At 68.4% G+C, this 16343-nt stretch carries 18 protein-coding genes; 2 read left to right on the forward strand and 16 right to left on the reverse strand.

Going from position 1 to position 16343, the window contains the following annotated elements:
* Window positions 1–21: 21 nt before the first annotated feature.
* The 13 genes from ACZ55A_RS02905 to ACZ55A_RS02965 all read right to left on the reverse strand — a co-directional run bounded on the left by ACZ55A_RS02905 (window position 22) and on the right by ACZ55A_RS02965 (window position 11264).
* Window positions 22–858 (reverse strand): aminoglycoside phosphotransferase/kinase family protein, encoded by an 837-nt coding sequence (locus ACZ55A_RS02905; RefSeq protein ID WP_468832140.1) that lies wholly within the window; start codon window positions 856–858, stop codon window positions 22–24.
* Window positions 855–1511 (reverse strand): histidine phosphatase family protein, encoded by a 657-nt coding sequence (locus ACZ55A_RS02910; protein ID WP_467357193.1) that lies wholly within the window; start codon window positions 1509–1511, stop codon window positions 855–857. Before ACZ55A_RS02910 ends, ACZ55A_RS02905 begins: the two co-directional genes overlap by 4 nt.
* Window positions 1508–2272: a phosphotransferase gene (locus tag ACZ55A_RS02915; protein WP_468832147.1), complete on the reverse strand. Its 765-nt coding sequence runs from the start codon at window positions 2270–2272 to the stop codon at window positions 1508–1510. The genes ACZ55A_RS02910 and ACZ55A_RS02915 overlap by 4 nt, the downstream gene beginning before the upstream one ends.
* Window positions 2269–3114, reverse strand: coding sequence for a class I SAM-dependent methyltransferase (locus ACZ55A_RS02920; RefSeq protein ID WP_468832151.1), 846 nt, complete (start codon window positions 3112–3114; stop codon window positions 2269–2271). Before ACZ55A_RS02920 ends, ACZ55A_RS02915 begins: the two co-directional genes overlap by 4 nt.
* A gap of 31 nt (window positions 3115–3145) precedes the next feature.
* Window positions 3146–3658, reverse strand: a complete 513-nt coding sequence (locus ACZ55A_RS02925) for a P-loop NTPase family protein (protein WP_468832154.1) — start codon at window positions 3656–3658, stop codon at window positions 3146–3148.
* A 96-nt stretch (window positions 3659–3754) separates the two neighbouring features.
* Window positions 3755–4807, reverse strand: a complete 1053-nt coding sequence (locus ACZ55A_RS02930) for a glycosyltransferase family protein (RefSeq protein ID WP_468832158.1) — start codon at window positions 4805–4807, stop codon at window positions 3755–3757.
* Entirely contained in the window at window positions 4804–6522 is a 1719-nt protein-coding gene (locus ACZ55A_RS02935; protein WP_468832161.1) for a carbamoyltransferase family protein, read from the reverse strand. Before ACZ55A_RS02935 ends, ACZ55A_RS02930 begins: the two co-directional genes overlap by 4 nt.
* Before the next feature lie 8 nt (window positions 6523–6530).
* Window positions 6531–7487 (reverse strand): thymidylate synthase, encoded by a 957-nt coding sequence (locus ACZ55A_RS02940; protein ID WP_468832165.1) that lies wholly within the window; start codon window positions 7485–7487, stop codon window positions 6531–6533.
* Window positions 7484–9358 carry a hypothetical protein gene (locus ACZ55A_RS02945; RefSeq protein WP_468832168.1) on the reverse strand — a complete coding sequence of 625 codons (1875 nt, stop codon included), beginning with the start codon at window positions 9356–9358 and terminating at the stop codon, window positions 7484–7486. Before ACZ55A_RS02945 ends, ACZ55A_RS02940 begins: the two co-directional genes overlap by 4 nt.
* Window positions 9355–10020: an HAD family hydrolase gene (locus tag ACZ55A_RS02950; protein ID WP_468832172.1), complete on the reverse strand. Its 666-nt coding sequence runs from the start codon at window positions 10018–10020 to the stop codon at window positions 9355–9357. The genes ACZ55A_RS02945 and ACZ55A_RS02950 overlap by 4 nt, the downstream gene beginning before the upstream one ends.
* Window positions 10020–10484, reverse strand: coding sequence for a LuxR C-terminal-related transcriptional regulator (locus tag ACZ55A_RS02955; protein ID WP_468832178.1), 465 nt, complete (start codon window positions 10482–10484; stop codon window positions 10020–10022). The genes ACZ55A_RS02950 and ACZ55A_RS02955 overlap by 1 nt, the downstream gene beginning before the upstream one ends.
* Before the next feature lie 55 nt (window positions 10485–10539).
* Window positions 10540–10998 carry an ATP-binding protein gene (locus ACZ55A_RS02960; RefSeq protein ID WP_468832179.1) on the reverse strand — a complete coding sequence of 153 codons (459 nt, stop codon included), beginning with the start codon at window positions 10996–10998 and terminating at the stop codon, window positions 10540–10542.
* Window positions 10999–11075: 77 nt separating this feature from the next.
* Complete coding sequence (locus ACZ55A_RS02965) at window positions 11076–11264, reverse strand: hypothetical protein (protein WP_468832180.1); 189 nt, start codon at window positions 11262–11264, stop codon at window positions 11076–11078.
* A 377-nt stretch (window positions 11265–11641) separates the two neighbouring features.
* Here ACZ55A_RS02965 and ACZ55A_RS02970 point away from each other — a divergent pair, with 377 nt between their 5' ends.
* Together ACZ55A_RS02970 and ACZ55A_RS02975 are read left to right on the forward strand one after the other, a co-directional pair.
* Window positions 11642–12895: a helix-turn-helix domain-containing protein gene (locus ACZ55A_RS02970; protein WP_468832181.1), complete on the forward strand. Its 1254-nt coding sequence runs from the start codon at window positions 11642–11644 to the stop codon at window positions 12893–12895.
* Window positions 12892–13770 (forward strand): aminoglycoside phosphotransferase family protein, encoded by an 879-nt coding sequence (locus tag ACZ55A_RS02975; protein WP_468832182.1) that lies wholly within the window; start codon window positions 12892–12894, stop codon window positions 13768–13770. The genes ACZ55A_RS02970 and ACZ55A_RS02975 overlap by 4 nt, the downstream gene beginning before the upstream one ends.
* Before the next feature lie 344 nt (window positions 13771–14114).
* Here the strand turns inward: ACZ55A_RS02975 and ACZ55A_RS02980 are convergent, their stop codons facing one another.
* The 3 genes from ACZ55A_RS02980 to ACZ55A_RS02990 form a co-directional block, all read right to left on the reverse strand.
* Window positions 14115–14513: a type IV toxin-antitoxin system AbiEi family antitoxin domain-containing protein gene (locus tag ACZ55A_RS02980; protein WP_468832183.1), complete on the reverse strand. Its 399-nt coding sequence runs from the start codon at window positions 14511–14513 to the stop codon at window positions 14115–14117.
* Window positions 14510–15364 (reverse strand): IS5 family transposase, encoded by an 855-nt coding sequence (locus ACZ55A_RS02985; protein WP_468832186.1) that lies wholly within the window; start codon window positions 15362–15364, stop codon window positions 14510–14512. The genes ACZ55A_RS02980 and ACZ55A_RS02985 overlap by 4 nt, the downstream gene beginning before the upstream one ends.
* Window positions 15365–15833: 469 nt before the next feature.
* Window positions 15834–16313, reverse strand: a complete 480-nt coding sequence (locus ACZ55A_RS02990; RefSeq protein ID WP_468832191.1) for an erythromycin esterase family protein — start codon at window positions 16311–16313, stop codon at window positions 15834–15836.
* Window positions 16314–16343: the final 30 nt, after the last annotated feature.

Raw genomic sequence — 16343 nt, forward strand, 5'->3', positions numbered from 1 at the left:
GTGGGTTGGCGGGTGGGGTGGTCAGCCCAGTTGGGACAGGACGGTGCGACCGTGGGCGCTCAGAGCCAGGTCGCCCTGGTGGTGGCCGCGGACGATTGCAGTGACGGCTTCGATGGCGCCGAAGCGCTCCAGGAGCCGTTGTTCGGTGTCCGTGAGGCGATTGCCATATCCGGTGAAGAACGCCTCGCGCAGTTGAGGGGCCGCCTGCCAGTGGCGGAATTCGAGTCGGGCGAAGTCCCTGAGGCGGGCGTCGCGTCGCATGTGCTCGAAGTCGAAGGCCCAGAAGCCTTCTCCGATGCGCCAGTTCCTGGGCTGGTAGTCGAGGTGGCAGATGGCGCTGTCCATGCAGGTGCCGGCCAGTTCGTCCGCGGTCTGCAGGAGGAGGTCCCGCTCGCTGCCCGATAGGAGGTCCGCGAGGTCGGCCCTGGCAACCCAGCTTCGGAGACGATCTGCCAGCTCGTCTCCCATGTCCCCGGCGCTACGACGGTTCGTCGCGTGATGAAGGGCTCCAAGTGCAGCACCGGCGTCGTGGTGCGCCCGCTCCTCCTCGTCCGAACCAGGCAGGAGTGCGTCACCGCTCCGACCGGGCACCGCGGTGAGCAGGAGGATGTGCGTCGAGTCCTGGCGGTCGACTAGCTCAGGTGCGTGGTCTTGGAGATGGCGCCTCCACGTCAGGTAGGCGTGCGTCTCTTGGACGTATCGGGCCTGGCTTCTGTGGTGCTTTGCGAAGTAGGTGTTGCCGCGGGTGTCGATGAGCTGCAGGAGGTGGGGCGGGAGCGTCGGGTCGGCGACGATGCTGACAGCTCCGACCGTCTGGCGCGCGAGTTGGATACGCGGGTCGGCGTGAGCCGTGCTCATGGCGTCGCTCCGGCTGCTAATGCGGCGAGGTGGGCGGTGTCGTTGTGACGGTCGAGCATCCAGCGGCGCTGGCCGAGCCGGTTGTGGTGGTGCTGCCAGCGGGTGACGGAGGCGTGGGAGACGGTGAAGCCGGCTTCCGTCATCGGCCCGAGTCCGAGCAGGAGGGCGTGTGCGGCGAGGATCGTTTCGCCGTGGGCAGCGAACAGGACTCGGCCCCCGTCGTGACGGGCGATGAGGTCGTCGAGAAACGCCTCGGCTCGCTGGAGGTAGCCGTTCCACGTGTCGGATCCCGCGGCCCAAGGTTGGTCTGGGTGGGCATGCGGTCCGCCGTTGGCTGCGGTCTTCACGTAGTGCCAGGGCTTGCCGTCGGCCTCTCCGTGAACGGGTCCATCGAGGCCGGGTTCAACGAGGGGCTCCAGGCCGAGGGCTTGCCCGAGGATCTGCCCGCTCTGCTGCAGGCGCAGTCGGGGGCCGGCGTAGAGCGCGGTGAAGGGCTGGGCTCGGTGCTCGGCGGCCAGCTGGGCTGCGGCCCTCTGGACCTGGAGGTACCCGCGGTGGGTGAGCCCTGTGCAGGTTGCGGGTCCGCCGACGCGGCCGTCGACGTTGCAGCGTGCCTCGCCGTGGCGGACGAAGACGAGTTCTGTGGTGATCATGAGGTGCCTTGGGTTTGTTGGCGCTGATGCAGCCAGCCGTAGCGGTAGCCGTGGCGCCCGGCGTACGGTGCGGTCAGTACGGCGTGCAGTGCGAGGAAGTCGCCGAGGCGCTCTCGGCTTGTCGCCCCTAGCTGGGCGTCGTGCCGGGCAGCGGCGTGGTTGTAGTTGTTCAGGGCCGCTTCGATATCGGGCGGGTCGATCGGGCCGTGCGTCATGATCAGCGTCGTGATCAGCTTGGCCAGGTCGTACCCGAAGGGCGCGAGGGTGAGGTCGTCCGTGTCGACGCTGAAGACCGTGCCGTTCTCGGTGATCAGGAAATTCCGCGGGTTGCTGTCCTTGTAGAAGGCGGCAGGCCCATCGGCGGAGCGCTCCAGCAGCGTCAGCATCGCGTGCAGGGCGGCGGTGTCGGGCAGAAAACCCTTCTCCAACCGGTTGCGCAGCGCTACTTCCCGACAGGAGCGGAAAGCCGCGAGAAGGCTGCCCTCCCGGAGTTCGTGCGGTATGCCCAGCTGTGCTGCGTCCAGGCCGCTTGTCCAGGCAGCACCATGCGCATCGCCCAGGAGCGCGGCCAGGGACAGCAGGTCCTCCTTCTGCGCATGACGACCGTCGATGTGCTCGAAGGTCAGGCTGGCCGGCCCGATCACAATCAGCGCCGGCTGCCGTAGCGGCTTCGCATGGGCGGCGAGCCACCCATAGTGGTGGGCGGCGGCAGCGGCCTTCGCCGGGGTCTCGTAGTGCTTGGTGAAGTGGAAGGGCGTCACGTCCGGCCTCCTGCTGACCGAGCCACGACATAGGTGATGACCGAGGTGGTGGTGATCGGTTTGTCCGGGTGCCACTCGTGGAGCGCGGCGGCCAGGGCGCCCGGGTTGCCGTACAGACCGGGTGCCAGGTCGTACTTGGGGTTGGTGGCGAGGTACTCGGCGGCGTGGTCGAGGCCGGAGAACTCGAAGCGGTGCTCCTCGTGCTCGACCGCCACAACGTCCATGGCCGACTGGGCCAGCTCGGCGAGGTTGCCTCCGTGCGCGGTGGCGTAGAGGCTCTCGTGCCGCTCGGCGCGCGGGTCGAGACCGGCGGCGGCGATGAGGGCGTCCATGTCGCTGTAGCTGTCGAGTGCCTTCGTGACCAGCACGGCGAGCCCACCGGGGGCCAGGGAGCGGGCGATTTCCGCGATGGCTCGCCTGGGGTCGGGTGAGTGGTAGAGGCAGAACGCCGCAACAGCCAGCTCACAAGAGTCATCGGGCAGGGGTAGATGGTGGAAGTCCCCTTGGAGAAACGCCACTTGCGTTCCGGGGTGGTGGCTGACGCGACTTCGAGCGGCGGTCACCAGGGCGGGAGAGGCGTCGATACCCACGAGCCGCTGCGGCTTCAGCTGCTCGGCCAGGACGCGGCTGCTGGTTCCGCGGCCGCATCCGATGTCCGCTACCAGAGTGGGACGGCGATCGCCCTCGGTTCGGTGTGCCTGGGCCAGCTGGACGATCGTCTCTGGGACGGGACGTCCTGTGGTCTTGGCCCGCATCAGTGCGCTTGAGCGGCGGGCCAGCCGGGCGGTGTTGCCGTACAGCTCACCCTGCCGGTCGGGGTCGAGAAACGGGTTGGTGATCACGAACCGCACCCCCGCTCGGGGCGCGGCGCCCTCAGGTGCGCTGTGCGGCGACCTGCTGCAGCCAGCGTCGCGTGTGCCGGCGGCTGGTGAGGAGCACCACTTCGGCGTGCCCGGCGGCGAACTCCTCGATCTTGGTCATGACCCGCGGTCGCATCTTGCGCCGGTACGTCGCGACGTACTTGATCACGCCCCAGGTGATGCGGTTGTGCACCCCATTGCCCTTGTGTCCGGCGCCGTGGCGGATCTGTCGGGAAAAGATCCCCCACAGTGCGGCCGGCGTCGAGACGTCCATCAGCACCACGGTGTCGCAGGCTTCGAGCCGGATCTGCAGGGTGGAGTTGTAGTTGCCGTCGATGATCCACGTCGGCTGCGCGACCAGGCCGCGCTGCACCTCGGCGAACTTCTCCATGGGCAAGGCGTTCCACTCGTCGTCGTAGAACGCGGCATCCAGGTGCGTCACTGGAGCATCCAGGATCTTGGCCAGCTTGCGGGCAAGATCCGACTTGCCGCTGCCTCCGCAGCCGACGATGGCGACCTTCTTCATGGTGCTCCAGCCTAGAGGTGCTCGGGTGCCCGGACGGCTCGGCCGCCGGAACACATACGGATGATCGCGGCCTGCTGGCCCGTGCGAGGCGGTTCATCACGCGGCCCCCCGCCTTGGCGACGCGGCGGCGGTGGCCACGTCCAGCACGGTCTCCAGTGCATCGACCTGGTGGCTGAGCCGGAAGAGCCCCAGCCGGCCGAGGCACTCCGAGATCAGTTCGGCGTGCTGCTGGCTGCCAGCGATCCTCTGGAGGTCCGCGATCCGCCGGATCACGTGGCCGCCGGTCCTGACCACCAGGTCCTCGGGCACAAACCGCTCGACGTGGCGGATACCGGCCGGCGCCAGCGGCAGGCAGCCGGCGAGGACGGCCTCGAAGATCCGCTGCGTCATCTGTCCGGCCGCGGCGTACCGCTCGGGCAGGAGCAGGATCGTGGCCAAGGTACTGCTGTAGAGCCGGGAGACGGCGTTGAAGGGGATTCGGCCGAGGAAGGTGATGTGTGGCCAGCGCGCGGTATCGGTCCATTTGCCGCCAACCTGGTGCTCAAAGCGAGCGGCGGCCGGAGCGAAGAAGCAGTCGAACTCGTCGTCGCGGTCGTACTGGTTGCCGACGTAACCGAGCGCCGTCGTCCGGTCCTCGCTGGCCAGGGCGATCGGGTCGGCACCGTCCAGGAGCGCATCGTCGACGGGGAAGAGGAGGCGGTGGGCACCGGGGGTGGGCGTGAGGGCGGCCTCGCACACCTCGACGTTCCGGATTCGCCGCCAGATGCTGTCCTCGCGCAGTTGCCGGTCCTTGTCCCAGATCACGGTGGGGGTACGACGGCGAACGGTGTAGTGCTGGAGCAGCTCCGCTTGGCGGTGAAGATCACAGGTGTGTCCTTGGGTGCCGCAGGCGGTGGTGTTGCGTCCTTCGATGGGCCAGCGCCATTCGAGGAACAGCACGTCGATGTCCGGGATGCCGGCGTCGAAGGTGTACGCGCCGCCGAGGTCGTCTCCGGCTTCGAGGCGATCGCGGTCGGCCTGTAGAAACACGATGTCGTGGCCGCGCCCGAGGAGCGCGTCGATCAGCGGCCGGCGGTGGCTGCGGCCTCCGTCGGGGGTGTCGGTGACCCCGTTTCCGAGGAAGCCCCAGAAGCTGTATCCGATCTTCATTTGGTGATCCACCGCCCTTCGAGCAGCAGGGCGTCGAGCCCGGAGTTCGCGAGGCAGTCCAGTGCCATCTCCGGGGTGCCGCAGATGGGCTTTCCCTTGACGTTGAGCGAGGTGTTGATCAGGACAGGCACCCCTGTACGGCGGGCGAACGCCTCCAGGACCTGGTGCATGAACGGGTTCTGTGGCGCGGTGACCGTCTGGAGGCGGGCGGTGCCGTTGGCGTGGACGATCGCGGGGATGCGCTCGCGGGCAGCGTCGGTCACCTGGGAGGCCATGGACATGTACGGGGCGTCCTGGCCGAGGGTGAAGAACTCACGCGCGCGGACGGCGGTGACCATCGGGGCGAACGGGCGGAAGGGCTCGCGGAACTTCACCGTTGCGTTCAGGCGCTCGACCACCCCGGCTTCGAGGGGCGAGGCGAGGATCGAGCGGTTCCCCAGGGCACGGGGGCCGGCCTCGACGCGGCCCTGGAACAACCCCACGATCATCCCGTGGGCCAACTGGTCCGCGAGAAACTCCGCGGCGTCCATCCCGAGGGGCTTCTGCTTCAGTCCGGGCCACGAGGTGAGGTCCAGCTCCGGCTCCGGGAAGGACGGGCCGAGGTAGCAGGTACGGGCGATCCCGGACAGGGGCCGTTGGCTGCTGCTGTCGGTGTGCACGGCGACCGCGGCACCGATCGCCGTGCCTGCGTCGCCGGGAGCCGGCGGGACGAAGACCTCGTCGAAGATGCCGGCGTCGATGGTCCGTCCGATGCTGACGCAGTTGGTGGCCACGCCACCGCCCACGCACAGCCTGCGCGAGCCACTCACCAAGCGGGCTCGGCGCGCGAGGTGGATCATGATCTGCTCGGTGCGCTCCTGGAGGGCGGCGGCCAGGTCCTGGTGAATCTCCTGGACCGGCTCGTCCGGTTGCCGGGGCAGGCAGGTCTCGGCGCCGAACCGAGGGGAAGTGCGTGGATAGCCGGAGGTGAGCACGCGGGGCGGGAAGTACGCCGGGTCCACAGCGAAGCCGGTGGCTGTGGTGCGGACTGCGCGGGTGAAGACGTGCCGGAATCGGGCGGGGTCGCCGAGCGCCGCGAGGGCCATCACGGTGCCTTCTTCGTCGCCGCGCCGCCAGCCGAGGTGCTCGGTAACCGCCCCATACACATAGCCCAGCGAAGCCGGGTCCGTGAGCCCCTCCAGCATGCGCACCCGGGGACGGGCGCTCTGGTGAGCGTGGGCGATGGTGGTGGTCTGCCGCTCGCCGAGGCTGTCGACGACGAGAACAGCCGCCTCCTCCCAGCCCGACGCGGTGAACGCGGCCAGTTGATGCGCGCGGTGGTGCAGTACGGGGGTAACACGGGCGTCGGGGAAGTCCTGAGCGAGGAGCCGCAGGCGACGCCGGGTACGCACGGCGACCTTGGCGAACCCTGCCGCACGCGGTATGGCCCGTGAGCGGGTCGTGCCCGACAGAGCCATCCGCAGGGCAGCAGGAGTCTCGGCGAGGTAGCGGATGGGCTGGAAGTTGTACGCGACTGCATCGACGTCACCCGGCGTGATGCCGGCCTCCCCCAGCAGCCACCCGATGGCCTGACGCGGGTACTCACGGGTGTGTTTCTGCTGGGACAAGCGCTCCTCTTCGACAAAGCCCACCAGCTCGCCGTCGATGAGGAGAGCCGCGGCGGAGTCGTGGGTGAAGGAGCACACACCCAGGACGACGGACGGAACGTGGTCCACGGCGGTCGTCACCTCGTCCCCACCGGTGCGGAAGCCGGCGTGCCGCCAACGCGACGATTCAGCTCGCCGTACCAGCCGGTCAGGGCCTCGCCGAGCGGCCCCTCGATGGCGTCAGCCATGCGCCACGCCTGCTCGCGCTCTCCGCTCTTCCACAGCCGGTAGCTGCGCATCGTCTCAGCCATGGCATCCCAGCCCGGGTGCCCCGTCTCGCCGCCGGCTTCAACCCGGTCGAGTAGCTTCTCGAACCCCTCCCACGGCGTGGACAGTTCAGGCATCACCGGACTCGCTGCCACATCGGTCAACGCGTCGGCCTTCTCGATGTCGCGCTCGTAGATGTGGAGGGAGTCGACGTGGTGGTGGTACTCCCCCAGGTCGACGTCCAGCCAGCCGGCGACGAGCTCGTGGAGCGTGGTGAAGAAGAACAGGTCGTACGGCATGCCGATCCACACGTCCTGGCCGCGCATCGTGGTCGACATGTGCAGTCGTCCGCCACGCAGGTGGAAGCGGAAGCCGAGGGTGCAGGGGACGTCTTTGTGGCCGGCGGTGTCGCGAGCCGGGTCGTAGAGCTGAATGGTCGCCCGCCGGGAGTCGGGATCGTCCTTGAGGATCTCGACGACGCGGTGGAGCTGGTCGACCCTCCCGGCCCAGTTCCGCATCCTGGGCCCATACGCACCGCGGAGGATGCCGTCGTCGGCGTACTGCCGCAGCCGCGCGTTGTAGTCGAAGATCCACGGGGCGTCGGAGCCGGAAAGGTGCCAGACGGTCTCGGCCACCGCGAAGGCGGGGTTCACAATGCGGGCGGGCGGCGCGTACAGGAGTCGTGCCCGGGGCTGGGTCAGGCGCATGGTGAGGTCGAGGACCTCACGAGTGGCCATCCCGCGCGGGCTGATCTTCTCCCCGCTCTTGGCCAACGTAACGGCCCCGGTGAAGAGTTCGGCGACGGTGTCGGCGGTCAGGTTCGTCATCGGATGGTGGCTCCCTCGCCCCGGGGCAGGCCGGACTCGGCGCCCGCGGGGTGGTGTTCGATTGGGTCGGTGTGCGAGATGCCGGCTTCGGCCTGGCGAATGATGAGCTGGGCGATGTCGGCAGCGCTGTGGCCTCGCCAGCGGCACACCACATCGCGCACTTCTCGCGGTACTCGGGCGCTCCCCCGGCTCACGAGGTCGAGCGCGTCCGTGACATCGGCAGCCGTTCGGCACCGGTGCGCGACGGCGTGCCCTGCGAGACCAAGCGTGCGGTCACCGGGGCGGTCCAGTTCGAGGACGGGCACGTCGAGGAGTACGGCTTCGATGCCGCATGTGGAGGACACGCTCACCACGGCGTCCGCACCCGCCAGGCAGCCGCGCGCTCCGACGCGCGGGTCGGCCACGGCCACAGGTGGTTTTCCGTCCCCTCGCAGCAGGCGGTCGAAGACGTGGCCCCCTTGGGCTGGGTGCGGGGCAATGACGAGCCCCCAGTGCCCCTGGGCCGCCTTCAGACCGTCGAGGATGATGTCCGCCTGAGCTTGGAGGCGCTCAGGGCCGAACGGCTGGCAGGCCCACACCGCGATCCGCACCGGACCGCGCTCGCTGTCGGCGCCGAGCAGCTTCTGGAGATAGCGACGCTGTGCTTCGCGCCCGAGGCTGGCGAGCGCATCGAAGCGCGGCTGCCCCAGGACATGGATCTCCGCCTTGGGGTGCCGAACCCATGACCTCGCCGGGGCAACGTCGCGGTCACCCATCACCACGATGTGACGGCTGTGGAGGGCGGGCCAGGCGACCGACTCCGGTATCCACGCCCCGTGCTGGACGTTCACGGTGGTGGCACCATGCCGCTCCGCGGCATGGGCGGCGAGCGCTCCGAGCGGGCTGGTGTCGTTGCTCAGCAGCACGGTGTGCGGGCGTACCGCGTCGAGCAGCTCCTGGAGCCACTCCTCCACTCGCACTACGGCTCGCCAGGACGGCTGGGTACACCCGCCGCCGCTCCCTTCCAGCAGGGCTGCAGCGAGGCGTTCCAGCCGATCCAACCGAACGGTATGAGCATCGACTTGGACCACACCATCGGTTCCAGCGGGTGCTTCGGGATCCCGACGCAATCCGTGCACCGTTCCGGAAGCGGTCAGGGCTTCGGAGGGCCCTGGGTGCAGGGTGATGAAACTGTGCGCGGGGGTGGGACAGCACTCCACCGGGTCCGTGGCGAGATCGACCAGCACGCTGGATCGGCCTTGACCGGCAAGTTCCTCCAGTACCGGCAGCAGGGTCTGCGCGTGACGGGATGACCAGGAAAGCGCCACCACCTCAGACACGGGCACGGCGGAAGGTGTCGGAGTGCCTGCGAGACCGTTGTCGGGACGGAGAGTTGTGAGCTTTCGCAGCGGGGCGGAGCGCTCCGGGTTGTACGGCGCCGGCGCACCGAGGGCATACGCGACGCCCGACCAGGTGACGGTATAGGCGCGGTACTCGCGGGAACTGTTCTCCCGCAGCCCGAGCAGCCCTTCGTACGGGGCAAGGGTCACGGGCCCGGGGGCCGCGGCGAACTCGGGCCACGCGCTCAGCGCCAGGAGCTTCCGCACCAGCTGCGCGATCAGACGCCGTACGGGAACGTGCTGCACGTACAACCACGAGGCACCACCCGGCGTCTCGGCGTGCCGCGAGCTGTACGTCTCCAAGGCGGACATGACGTCGGCGACGTGCCGATCCACCTCTGTTCGATCGACCGGCAAAGCCTCAAGATCCAGTGTGGTGATGCAGGCAGCCGTCATGTGCCGAAGGGACGCTTCCCCAACGAGCGCCCAGACGGTCTGCTCCCCCGCTGAAGTCCGGACGAGGCCGAGTGCGCTCCTCTTCGAAATGCTCACAGCAGGCTCCCTGCGACAAAGGGGCCCGACTCGCAGGTCGTGTCGAGTACCCGGAGGAGGTCCTGCGGGTCACGCGCGATCTCAGGTGTCGGGCTGCCGGGCTCGCCGTAGCCCCAGGCGGCATGCACGTACGGCACACCGGCCCGCCGGGCGCACTCGCGGTCAACAGCCATATCGCCCACGAACATCGCGGACGCGGGATCAGTGGCGAGATCAACGAGCGCGAGCATCAGCGGATCGGGGGCCGGCTTACCCCGTCCAGGGCCGCCGGGGGTCCGGACCGCACCAAAGGGGCACCCGAGCCGGGCCAGCAGTGGAGCGGCGCGGTCCAACGGCTTGGATGTGACGACGCCAAGCAGCCAGTCGGCGGCAGCGAATGCGTGGAGCACTTCCTCCACGCCGGCGAACGGGCTGGCCAGCTCGCAGGCTCGCTGAGATGCCTGCGCATACGTCTCGTGGAGACGATCAGCCTCGGTGAGGCCCAGGATTTCCATGATGTCGGCGAAGGGGCGGCCGAGGTGCTGCTCGTACGCCTCGAACGGCACGTTGATGCCGTGGCGTTCGCGTACCTCTCGCCACGCTTGCCGCATAACCGGGCGCGTATCGAGCAGAACGCCGTCGAGGTCGAGGACGAGCGCGCGCCTGAGTCTGGACGCCGTCATCAGGATCGCGCTCCTTCGTCGGCGTTGAGGAGGTGCCAGCTCCAGGCGAGGCTGACTCCGTGCACGGCGTCGGAGGCACCCATCTTGTCCAGCAACCGCCGGATGTGCTTCTTGGCGGTGTGGTGCGACATGAGCTGCGATTTCGCGACTTCTCTTGCACCCGCCCCCTGGGCGAGCAGCCTGAGCGTGGTCCTCTCCTTATCGGAGATCTCCGGCCGCACAGCCTCCGCACCCTTGGGCCGGGCCGCATGACCTGCTCGGCACGCCATGTCGGCGAGCACCGGGCGGCGGCTCGTGTCCAGCTTGGTCCGGATACTGCGCAGGTAGCCCTTGACGGTGTCCTCGGCCAAGCCGATGCGCGCCGCGATCTCGCTGTTCCCCAGGCCATCAGCTACAAGGCCCAGGATCTCGGCTTCCCTCGGTGTCAGGAGGGACAGCAGGGCAGGCGGTGAATGTGCGGGCATGACAAACAGCTCCAGGATCTGATCGGACGCGTGGAGTGGTGAGGACGGGTTGCGGTCAGACGGCCGGCGGCGTCGACGGCCAGCGCAGGAAGGCAAGGACCCGCTTGCCGGTGCCGTCCGGATTGAGGCGCGAGGTCCAGGCGTCCGCTTCGGCGGCTACGAGGCACAGGCCCCGGCCATCGAGCGCACTGATCGGTCCCTTACGCGGAACGGGGAGCTGGCGAGAGTTGTCCTCCAGCTCGATCCCCACGACGGCGTTCTGGTAGGAGATCGTCAGGGTGATCTCCTCCGAAGTGCCCTCGGACTTGGTTCTGCCGTGGCGGCATGCGTTCGTGACGAGTTCGCTGACGATGAGCAGTACGCGATCGGCGAGAGCGCCCAGGCCCCACTCGGTGAGCTTGGTCCGGGTGAATGCCCGGGCCCGACGGGGAGCCAAGTCGTCCGAGGCCAATGTGACGCTCGAATGCAGCTCGGCGTGCTCGATAACAGCTTCCATGGCCAGGGCGCTGTTCATGCCGCCCCCCGCAGGCCATCCACCGGAGTTCATCGAGGGGGCGGCGGCCGCCATGCCGGCCGGGCATCTCCGGCCGATCATTGGGTCGTCTCCATCAACACCGGCAACAGAGCGGCAGCCCGATCTGCGAAGTGGCGGGCCTGGGCGAAGGGGTGCTGCTGACGCATGGTCGCGTTCAGCGAATCCACGCCTACGCAATGCCGGGCATCAACAAGCGACGGTTCCCGGCGGACAATGTGGAACACGATCTGGTGGTTCGCCGTCATGGACATACCTCCCAAGGTCCCTGCCACGCCGAGGACAATTCGTCTCGGCAACGGCTTACGGATCACGCTGCCACTGGGCATGGGAGATCGCATATCGCCAGAGTGATAAGAGAGTTGGGCTGCAATATGGCAACCGCAATGCCAGCATGAGCATCAGCATCAGTCGGCCGAGGTCGGGAGGGGCAGTGAGCGGGGAGCGTCGTTGCCTGGAGTGCGGGTGCCGCCTCAGCCGCTACAACCCGGACGACCGGGAACTGTGCGGGGCCTGCGCGCGAGGCGCCCCGACCTCAACAGAGCCCGAACCGCCCTCCATCCCTGATCGTGTCTGGTCGGATCCCGGGATCCAAGAAGCCCTCCGGGTAATGGACTTCGGGAAGATGAGCCGTCTGCTGCGGCAGCACGCCGGATTACGGCAAGACGACCTCGCTCGCCTCGCCGGCCTCAGCCAGGGCTACCTCTCCCAGCTCGAATCCGGAGCCCGGCGTCTCACTCGTCTCGACAAGACCCAGGCGTTCCTGGACGCTTTGGATGTGCCGGCCGAACTCCGCCCGCTCGCTCCCGGTAGCGCGCCTGCACGCGAGGCACCGGAGCCCGAGCGTGAGGAAGCCGATCACTTGCGCTCGCTCGCCACAGAAGCGGCGCAGTCCTCCAGCGCGTTCGCCGCATTCATGTCGTCCAGCAACGTCAGCACAGACGAGCTTGAGCAGTTCGGATTCACTCTCGCCCGCATCGCCACCGATTACGTCCACGCACCGCTGCTCCCGTTGTTCACCGAGCTCGTCGCGGTACGGGATGAGCTCTTCGACCGCCTGCAGGGCCGCCAGCGCCCCCAGCAGAGCCGCGATCTGTTCATGCTCGCCGGGACGGCGTGCCTGCTGCTCGCGCACGCCTCACAGAACCTCGGCGAGCAAGCGTCCGCGATGGCACAGATCCGTGCCGCGCGCCTGTGCGCCGAGCAGGCGGATCACACCGGGCTGCGGGCATGGGCTGCGGGCACGGCCGCGCTCATCACCGAATGGTCACCACAGAACCGGATGGCACTGAAGCTGACGGAACACGCTGCCCAGCTCGCCCCGGCCGGCGAGGCCCGTATCCGCATCGCCGCGATCGAGGCTCGCGTGGCGGCCCGAATCGGCGATCACGAGCTGTCCCTGGCCGCGCTCGACCGGATGCGGCAGGCCAGGGAGGAAACTCCGCTCCACGACGAGGTCGAGCAGTTCGGTGGCCTGCTGACCTTCCCCCTCGCGAAGCAGGATTACTACCTCGGCGGCACCTACACGCTGCTCGGGAAACACGAGGAGGCCCACCGGCATGCCACCGCCGCCATCACCGCGTACCGCAGCGGTCCAAGGGAAGAGCGCTCGTACGGGGATGAGGCCCTGGCCCATATCGACCTGATCACCGCCGCCATCCTCCAGGGAGACCCGGCCGGAGCGACAACCGCCCTCCAACATGTCCTGGACCTGCCCCCGCAGATGCGCATCCGCCAGCTCGGCAGCGCCATGGATCGCCTCGGCAGCCTCATGCGCCGAACCGACCTCAAGGGCAACCAGACCATCGGGCAACTGATGGACCTCATTCAGGGCTACCGAGTCATCGACGGCACGGCCGCGCTACGGTCGGAGCGATGACCACGACATCTCTTACGCCCCAGGGCGCCGCTCAACGGGCCTGCGAGGTCTGGGGGCTTCCGGCACGCGGCATCTCGCCCCTGCGCTCCCATGCCACCTCCGTCTATCTCCTGCCCCATGTCGACGCCGTTGTCCGAGTCAGCCGGGACGAACAGCGCGCCTCGATTCAACGAGCCATCGCCCTCACACGCTGGCTAGTTGGCCAGGGACTTGAGGTCACCGAGCCCCTCGACGTATCACAGCCCTTGGACGTTCCCGGATACGTGATCACCCTGTGGCGGCACTACCCGCAGCCTGATGGTCCGTCCCCCAGCCCGGAGCACCTCGGCCATCTGCTCAGCCAGTTGCACCGGCTCCCCGAGCCCCCCATCGAGCTGCCCGCCTATCGCCCCCATCTGGCTCTGCGCCCTGTCGCCGAGTCCAGCACCGCCCTTGCGCCCAGCGATCGCGAGTGGATACTCGGCCGCTCCGACGAGCTCCTTGACGCCTACGCGCACCTAGACTTCCCCCTCGGCCAGGGCTTGATCCACGGTGACGCCTACCCGGGCAACACCCTCTGGCACGGCACCGCCGCCAGGCTCGGCGACTGGGACGAAGCAGCGATAGGCCCCCGGGAGACCGACCTCGCCAACACCTTCCAGGGCGTCCGCTTCGGTCGCACCACCGCTCAGCTGCGTGCCTTCTCCGACGCATACGGCTACGACATCACCGACTGGCCAGGGCTCTCGGTACTCACCGAGCTACGGGACCTCCACACCCTCGGCTCCTTCATCCGGCGCGCCGACCTGGGCGACCTTGAGGCGGCTACCCAGCTCACCTTCCGCCTGGACACTCTGAAACGCGGCGACCGCACAAAGAGCTGGGCCATCCACTGACCACGCGCCGACCAGGGCCAGCACAGCTCACTCGCCCTACTTCTCATGCCGTCTGGTGAGGCCCGTGGTGCCGGGTGGCATCGCTCCTGATCAGAACGCATGCACCATGCTCAGCCCGGGTATGCCGTGCTGCACTGTCCAAAGGCATCCGGCCACCCCGAAAGCTCCCGCAATGCCACGGTAAGCACAGAGCGCTGCGGCTTTTTTCAGGATCTCGCTCGTCTTATGCTGGTCAAGGTTCTGCCTGCGCAGCCGTGTCAGCTCCTCGCGTTCCGCACTGGTCAGCTCACCCCTGTCCGGGACTCCAAAGACCCTGACGACTCAGTGATCGTTTTCAGAGGGCGTTAAGTCCGTTTCTGATAGCGGCCGCGTCCGGGTTGGTCGAGGAGCCCCTGACGAACGAGTCGTCCCAGGCGGGAGCGGGTGACGTTAATCGAGGGCTCGTCGGTGGGCAGGCCGAGGTGTTCGTGCAGGTCACGGACGCGGAATACCTGCCCGGGATGCTCGTTGAAGGCAGTCACGATGCGCTGGTAGACGGTGGCTGACTCCGCGGGGGCCGGTTCGTGGTCGGGCCGGGCGAGGCCGCCGATGACCTTGCGGGTGGCTACCAGTTCGGCCAGGCGGGCCTCGGTCTCGGCGAGGGCGGTGGTGAGCTGCTCGATCTGCTCTCGCAGGTTGTCGGCTCGTGCAGCGGTCTCGTCGTGCTCGGCCTGCAGCAGCCGCAGGAGTTCGGAGACATTCATGCGGCCAGCTCCACCTCGTCGCGCCAGGCGGGGCTGGGGGCGGTGAGGCGGCGGAGCATGCCGGCGGTGGAGGCCCAGTAGACGCGGGAGGCGGCGTTGTCGGGCCGGTGGTCGTAGTCACGGGCGAGGCGGCGGTGGAGCATGAGGGTGCCGTTGACCTGCTCGACCACCCACCGCTTCGGTTGCGGAGCGAAGCCTTTGCCCTGGTCGTCGGGGTTGCGGCGGACCACCTCGACGGTGATGTCCTTCACCGCCCCGTGGATGATCACGGCGTCCTTGAAGCCCTGGTCGACCAGGGCCTTCTCCAGGCGCATCCCGCACCGTTCGGCTGCCTGGTCCAGAAGGGCCTTGCCGGCCTCGTTGTCGTGCGTACTGGCCGCCAGGACCACCACACCGATGATTAGGCCCATGACGTCCACGGCGAGCCCGCGCTTGCGGCCGGGCGTCTTCTTGTTCGCGTCCAGTCCCGTCGCCGCCTTCGGCACCCCGGCCGCCACGCGGACGGACTGGGTGTCGATGATCACCAGGGACGGGTCTTCTAATCGTCTGGCCCGCTCCCTCACCTGGCAGCGCAGGATCTCCTGGATCCGCTGGTCGAGGCCGTCCTCGCGCCACAGGGTGAAGTAGTAGAACACCGCCGACCAGGACGGCAGGTCGTGCGGCAGGAGCCGCCACTGACAGCCCGTCCGGTTCTGATACAGCAACGCGTTCACGACCTCACGCAGGTCGCAGGAGCCCGGGTCCCCGGTCGCCGACCGGGCCACCCGCTCCTGCTTCCACGCGGTGACAAGCGGCCCGATCAACGCCCACTGCTCGTCGGACAAGTCGGTTGAGTACGGCATCCGTTCCATGTCCGTGACCCCATCATGCACACGACACGGGAGTTGGGCCGAAGGATTTCCGTACCCACGAACGGGCGACGCCAGACCATTCAGGAACGGACTTAACGCCCCTCAGGGAAGACTTGGTGGGCCCGGTTGGCTTCGTCGCGGGTTGCGTATCCCGCGTTCGGTATGGGCAGCGCCGAGCCCGCCGCTTTGGGCCGTAGGCAGGCGGAGCCTTGGTCCGGAGGCCCCGCCTGCTCGTGTTCAGGCCGGTCAGAAGCGCACTGTGCGGTCCCGGGTGACCGTCGGGACGGCGATTACGGCGTCGAACGCATCAGGTACCGGGGTGCTCAGTTGGGAGCTCTGGAACCGAATCCCGTTGAGCAGTGGTGCTCCCTGGGCGTCGCGCGGTGTGTGGCGCAGGTCGGTCAAGGTGATCCGGTCGGCGAGTCCGGCGTCGGTGAGGGCGGCCTCGATGCTGCCGGGCTCGGCAGGCTCAAGGTGAGCTTCGGCGAGGGTGAACGACCGCGGCGCTCTGGTCGGGGTACATCTCCGGCACATGGTCCGCGGTGTGGACGAGGGCCACGGTGCGGTAGTCCTGGCCGAGCATCCGCTGCAGGTGCTGGCCCATCGGGAGCGTGGTGAGTCCGCCGGCGAACTCCAAAGAAAACGCCGTCTTGTGGATGTGGTTGTTGTGTGCCGCGAGCACGATCCGGGTCCCCGGTTCGGCGTGGTCCAGGTGCCAGCGTACGGATTCGGCCATGTAGATCTCGCGTACCGACAGGTCCGCTGTCAGGCCCCGGCCGGACACCAGTAGGGCAGTCAGTTCGTTCTGCTCTGCGGCCGGAAGGACGGCCCACGCAGGCCCGGCCGCAGCGCCGGAGGCGCAGCCCTTGAGGAACCGGTCGCTCACTTCCAGGACCGTATCGACGAGGCGGAGTGCGTCGGGGTCCACCTCGCGCAAGTAGTCGGCCACCGGCTCCAGGGCAGGCCGTAGCGCCCCGCC

It is taken from the genome of Streptomyces sp. NPDC034111 (assembly GCF_055575375.1).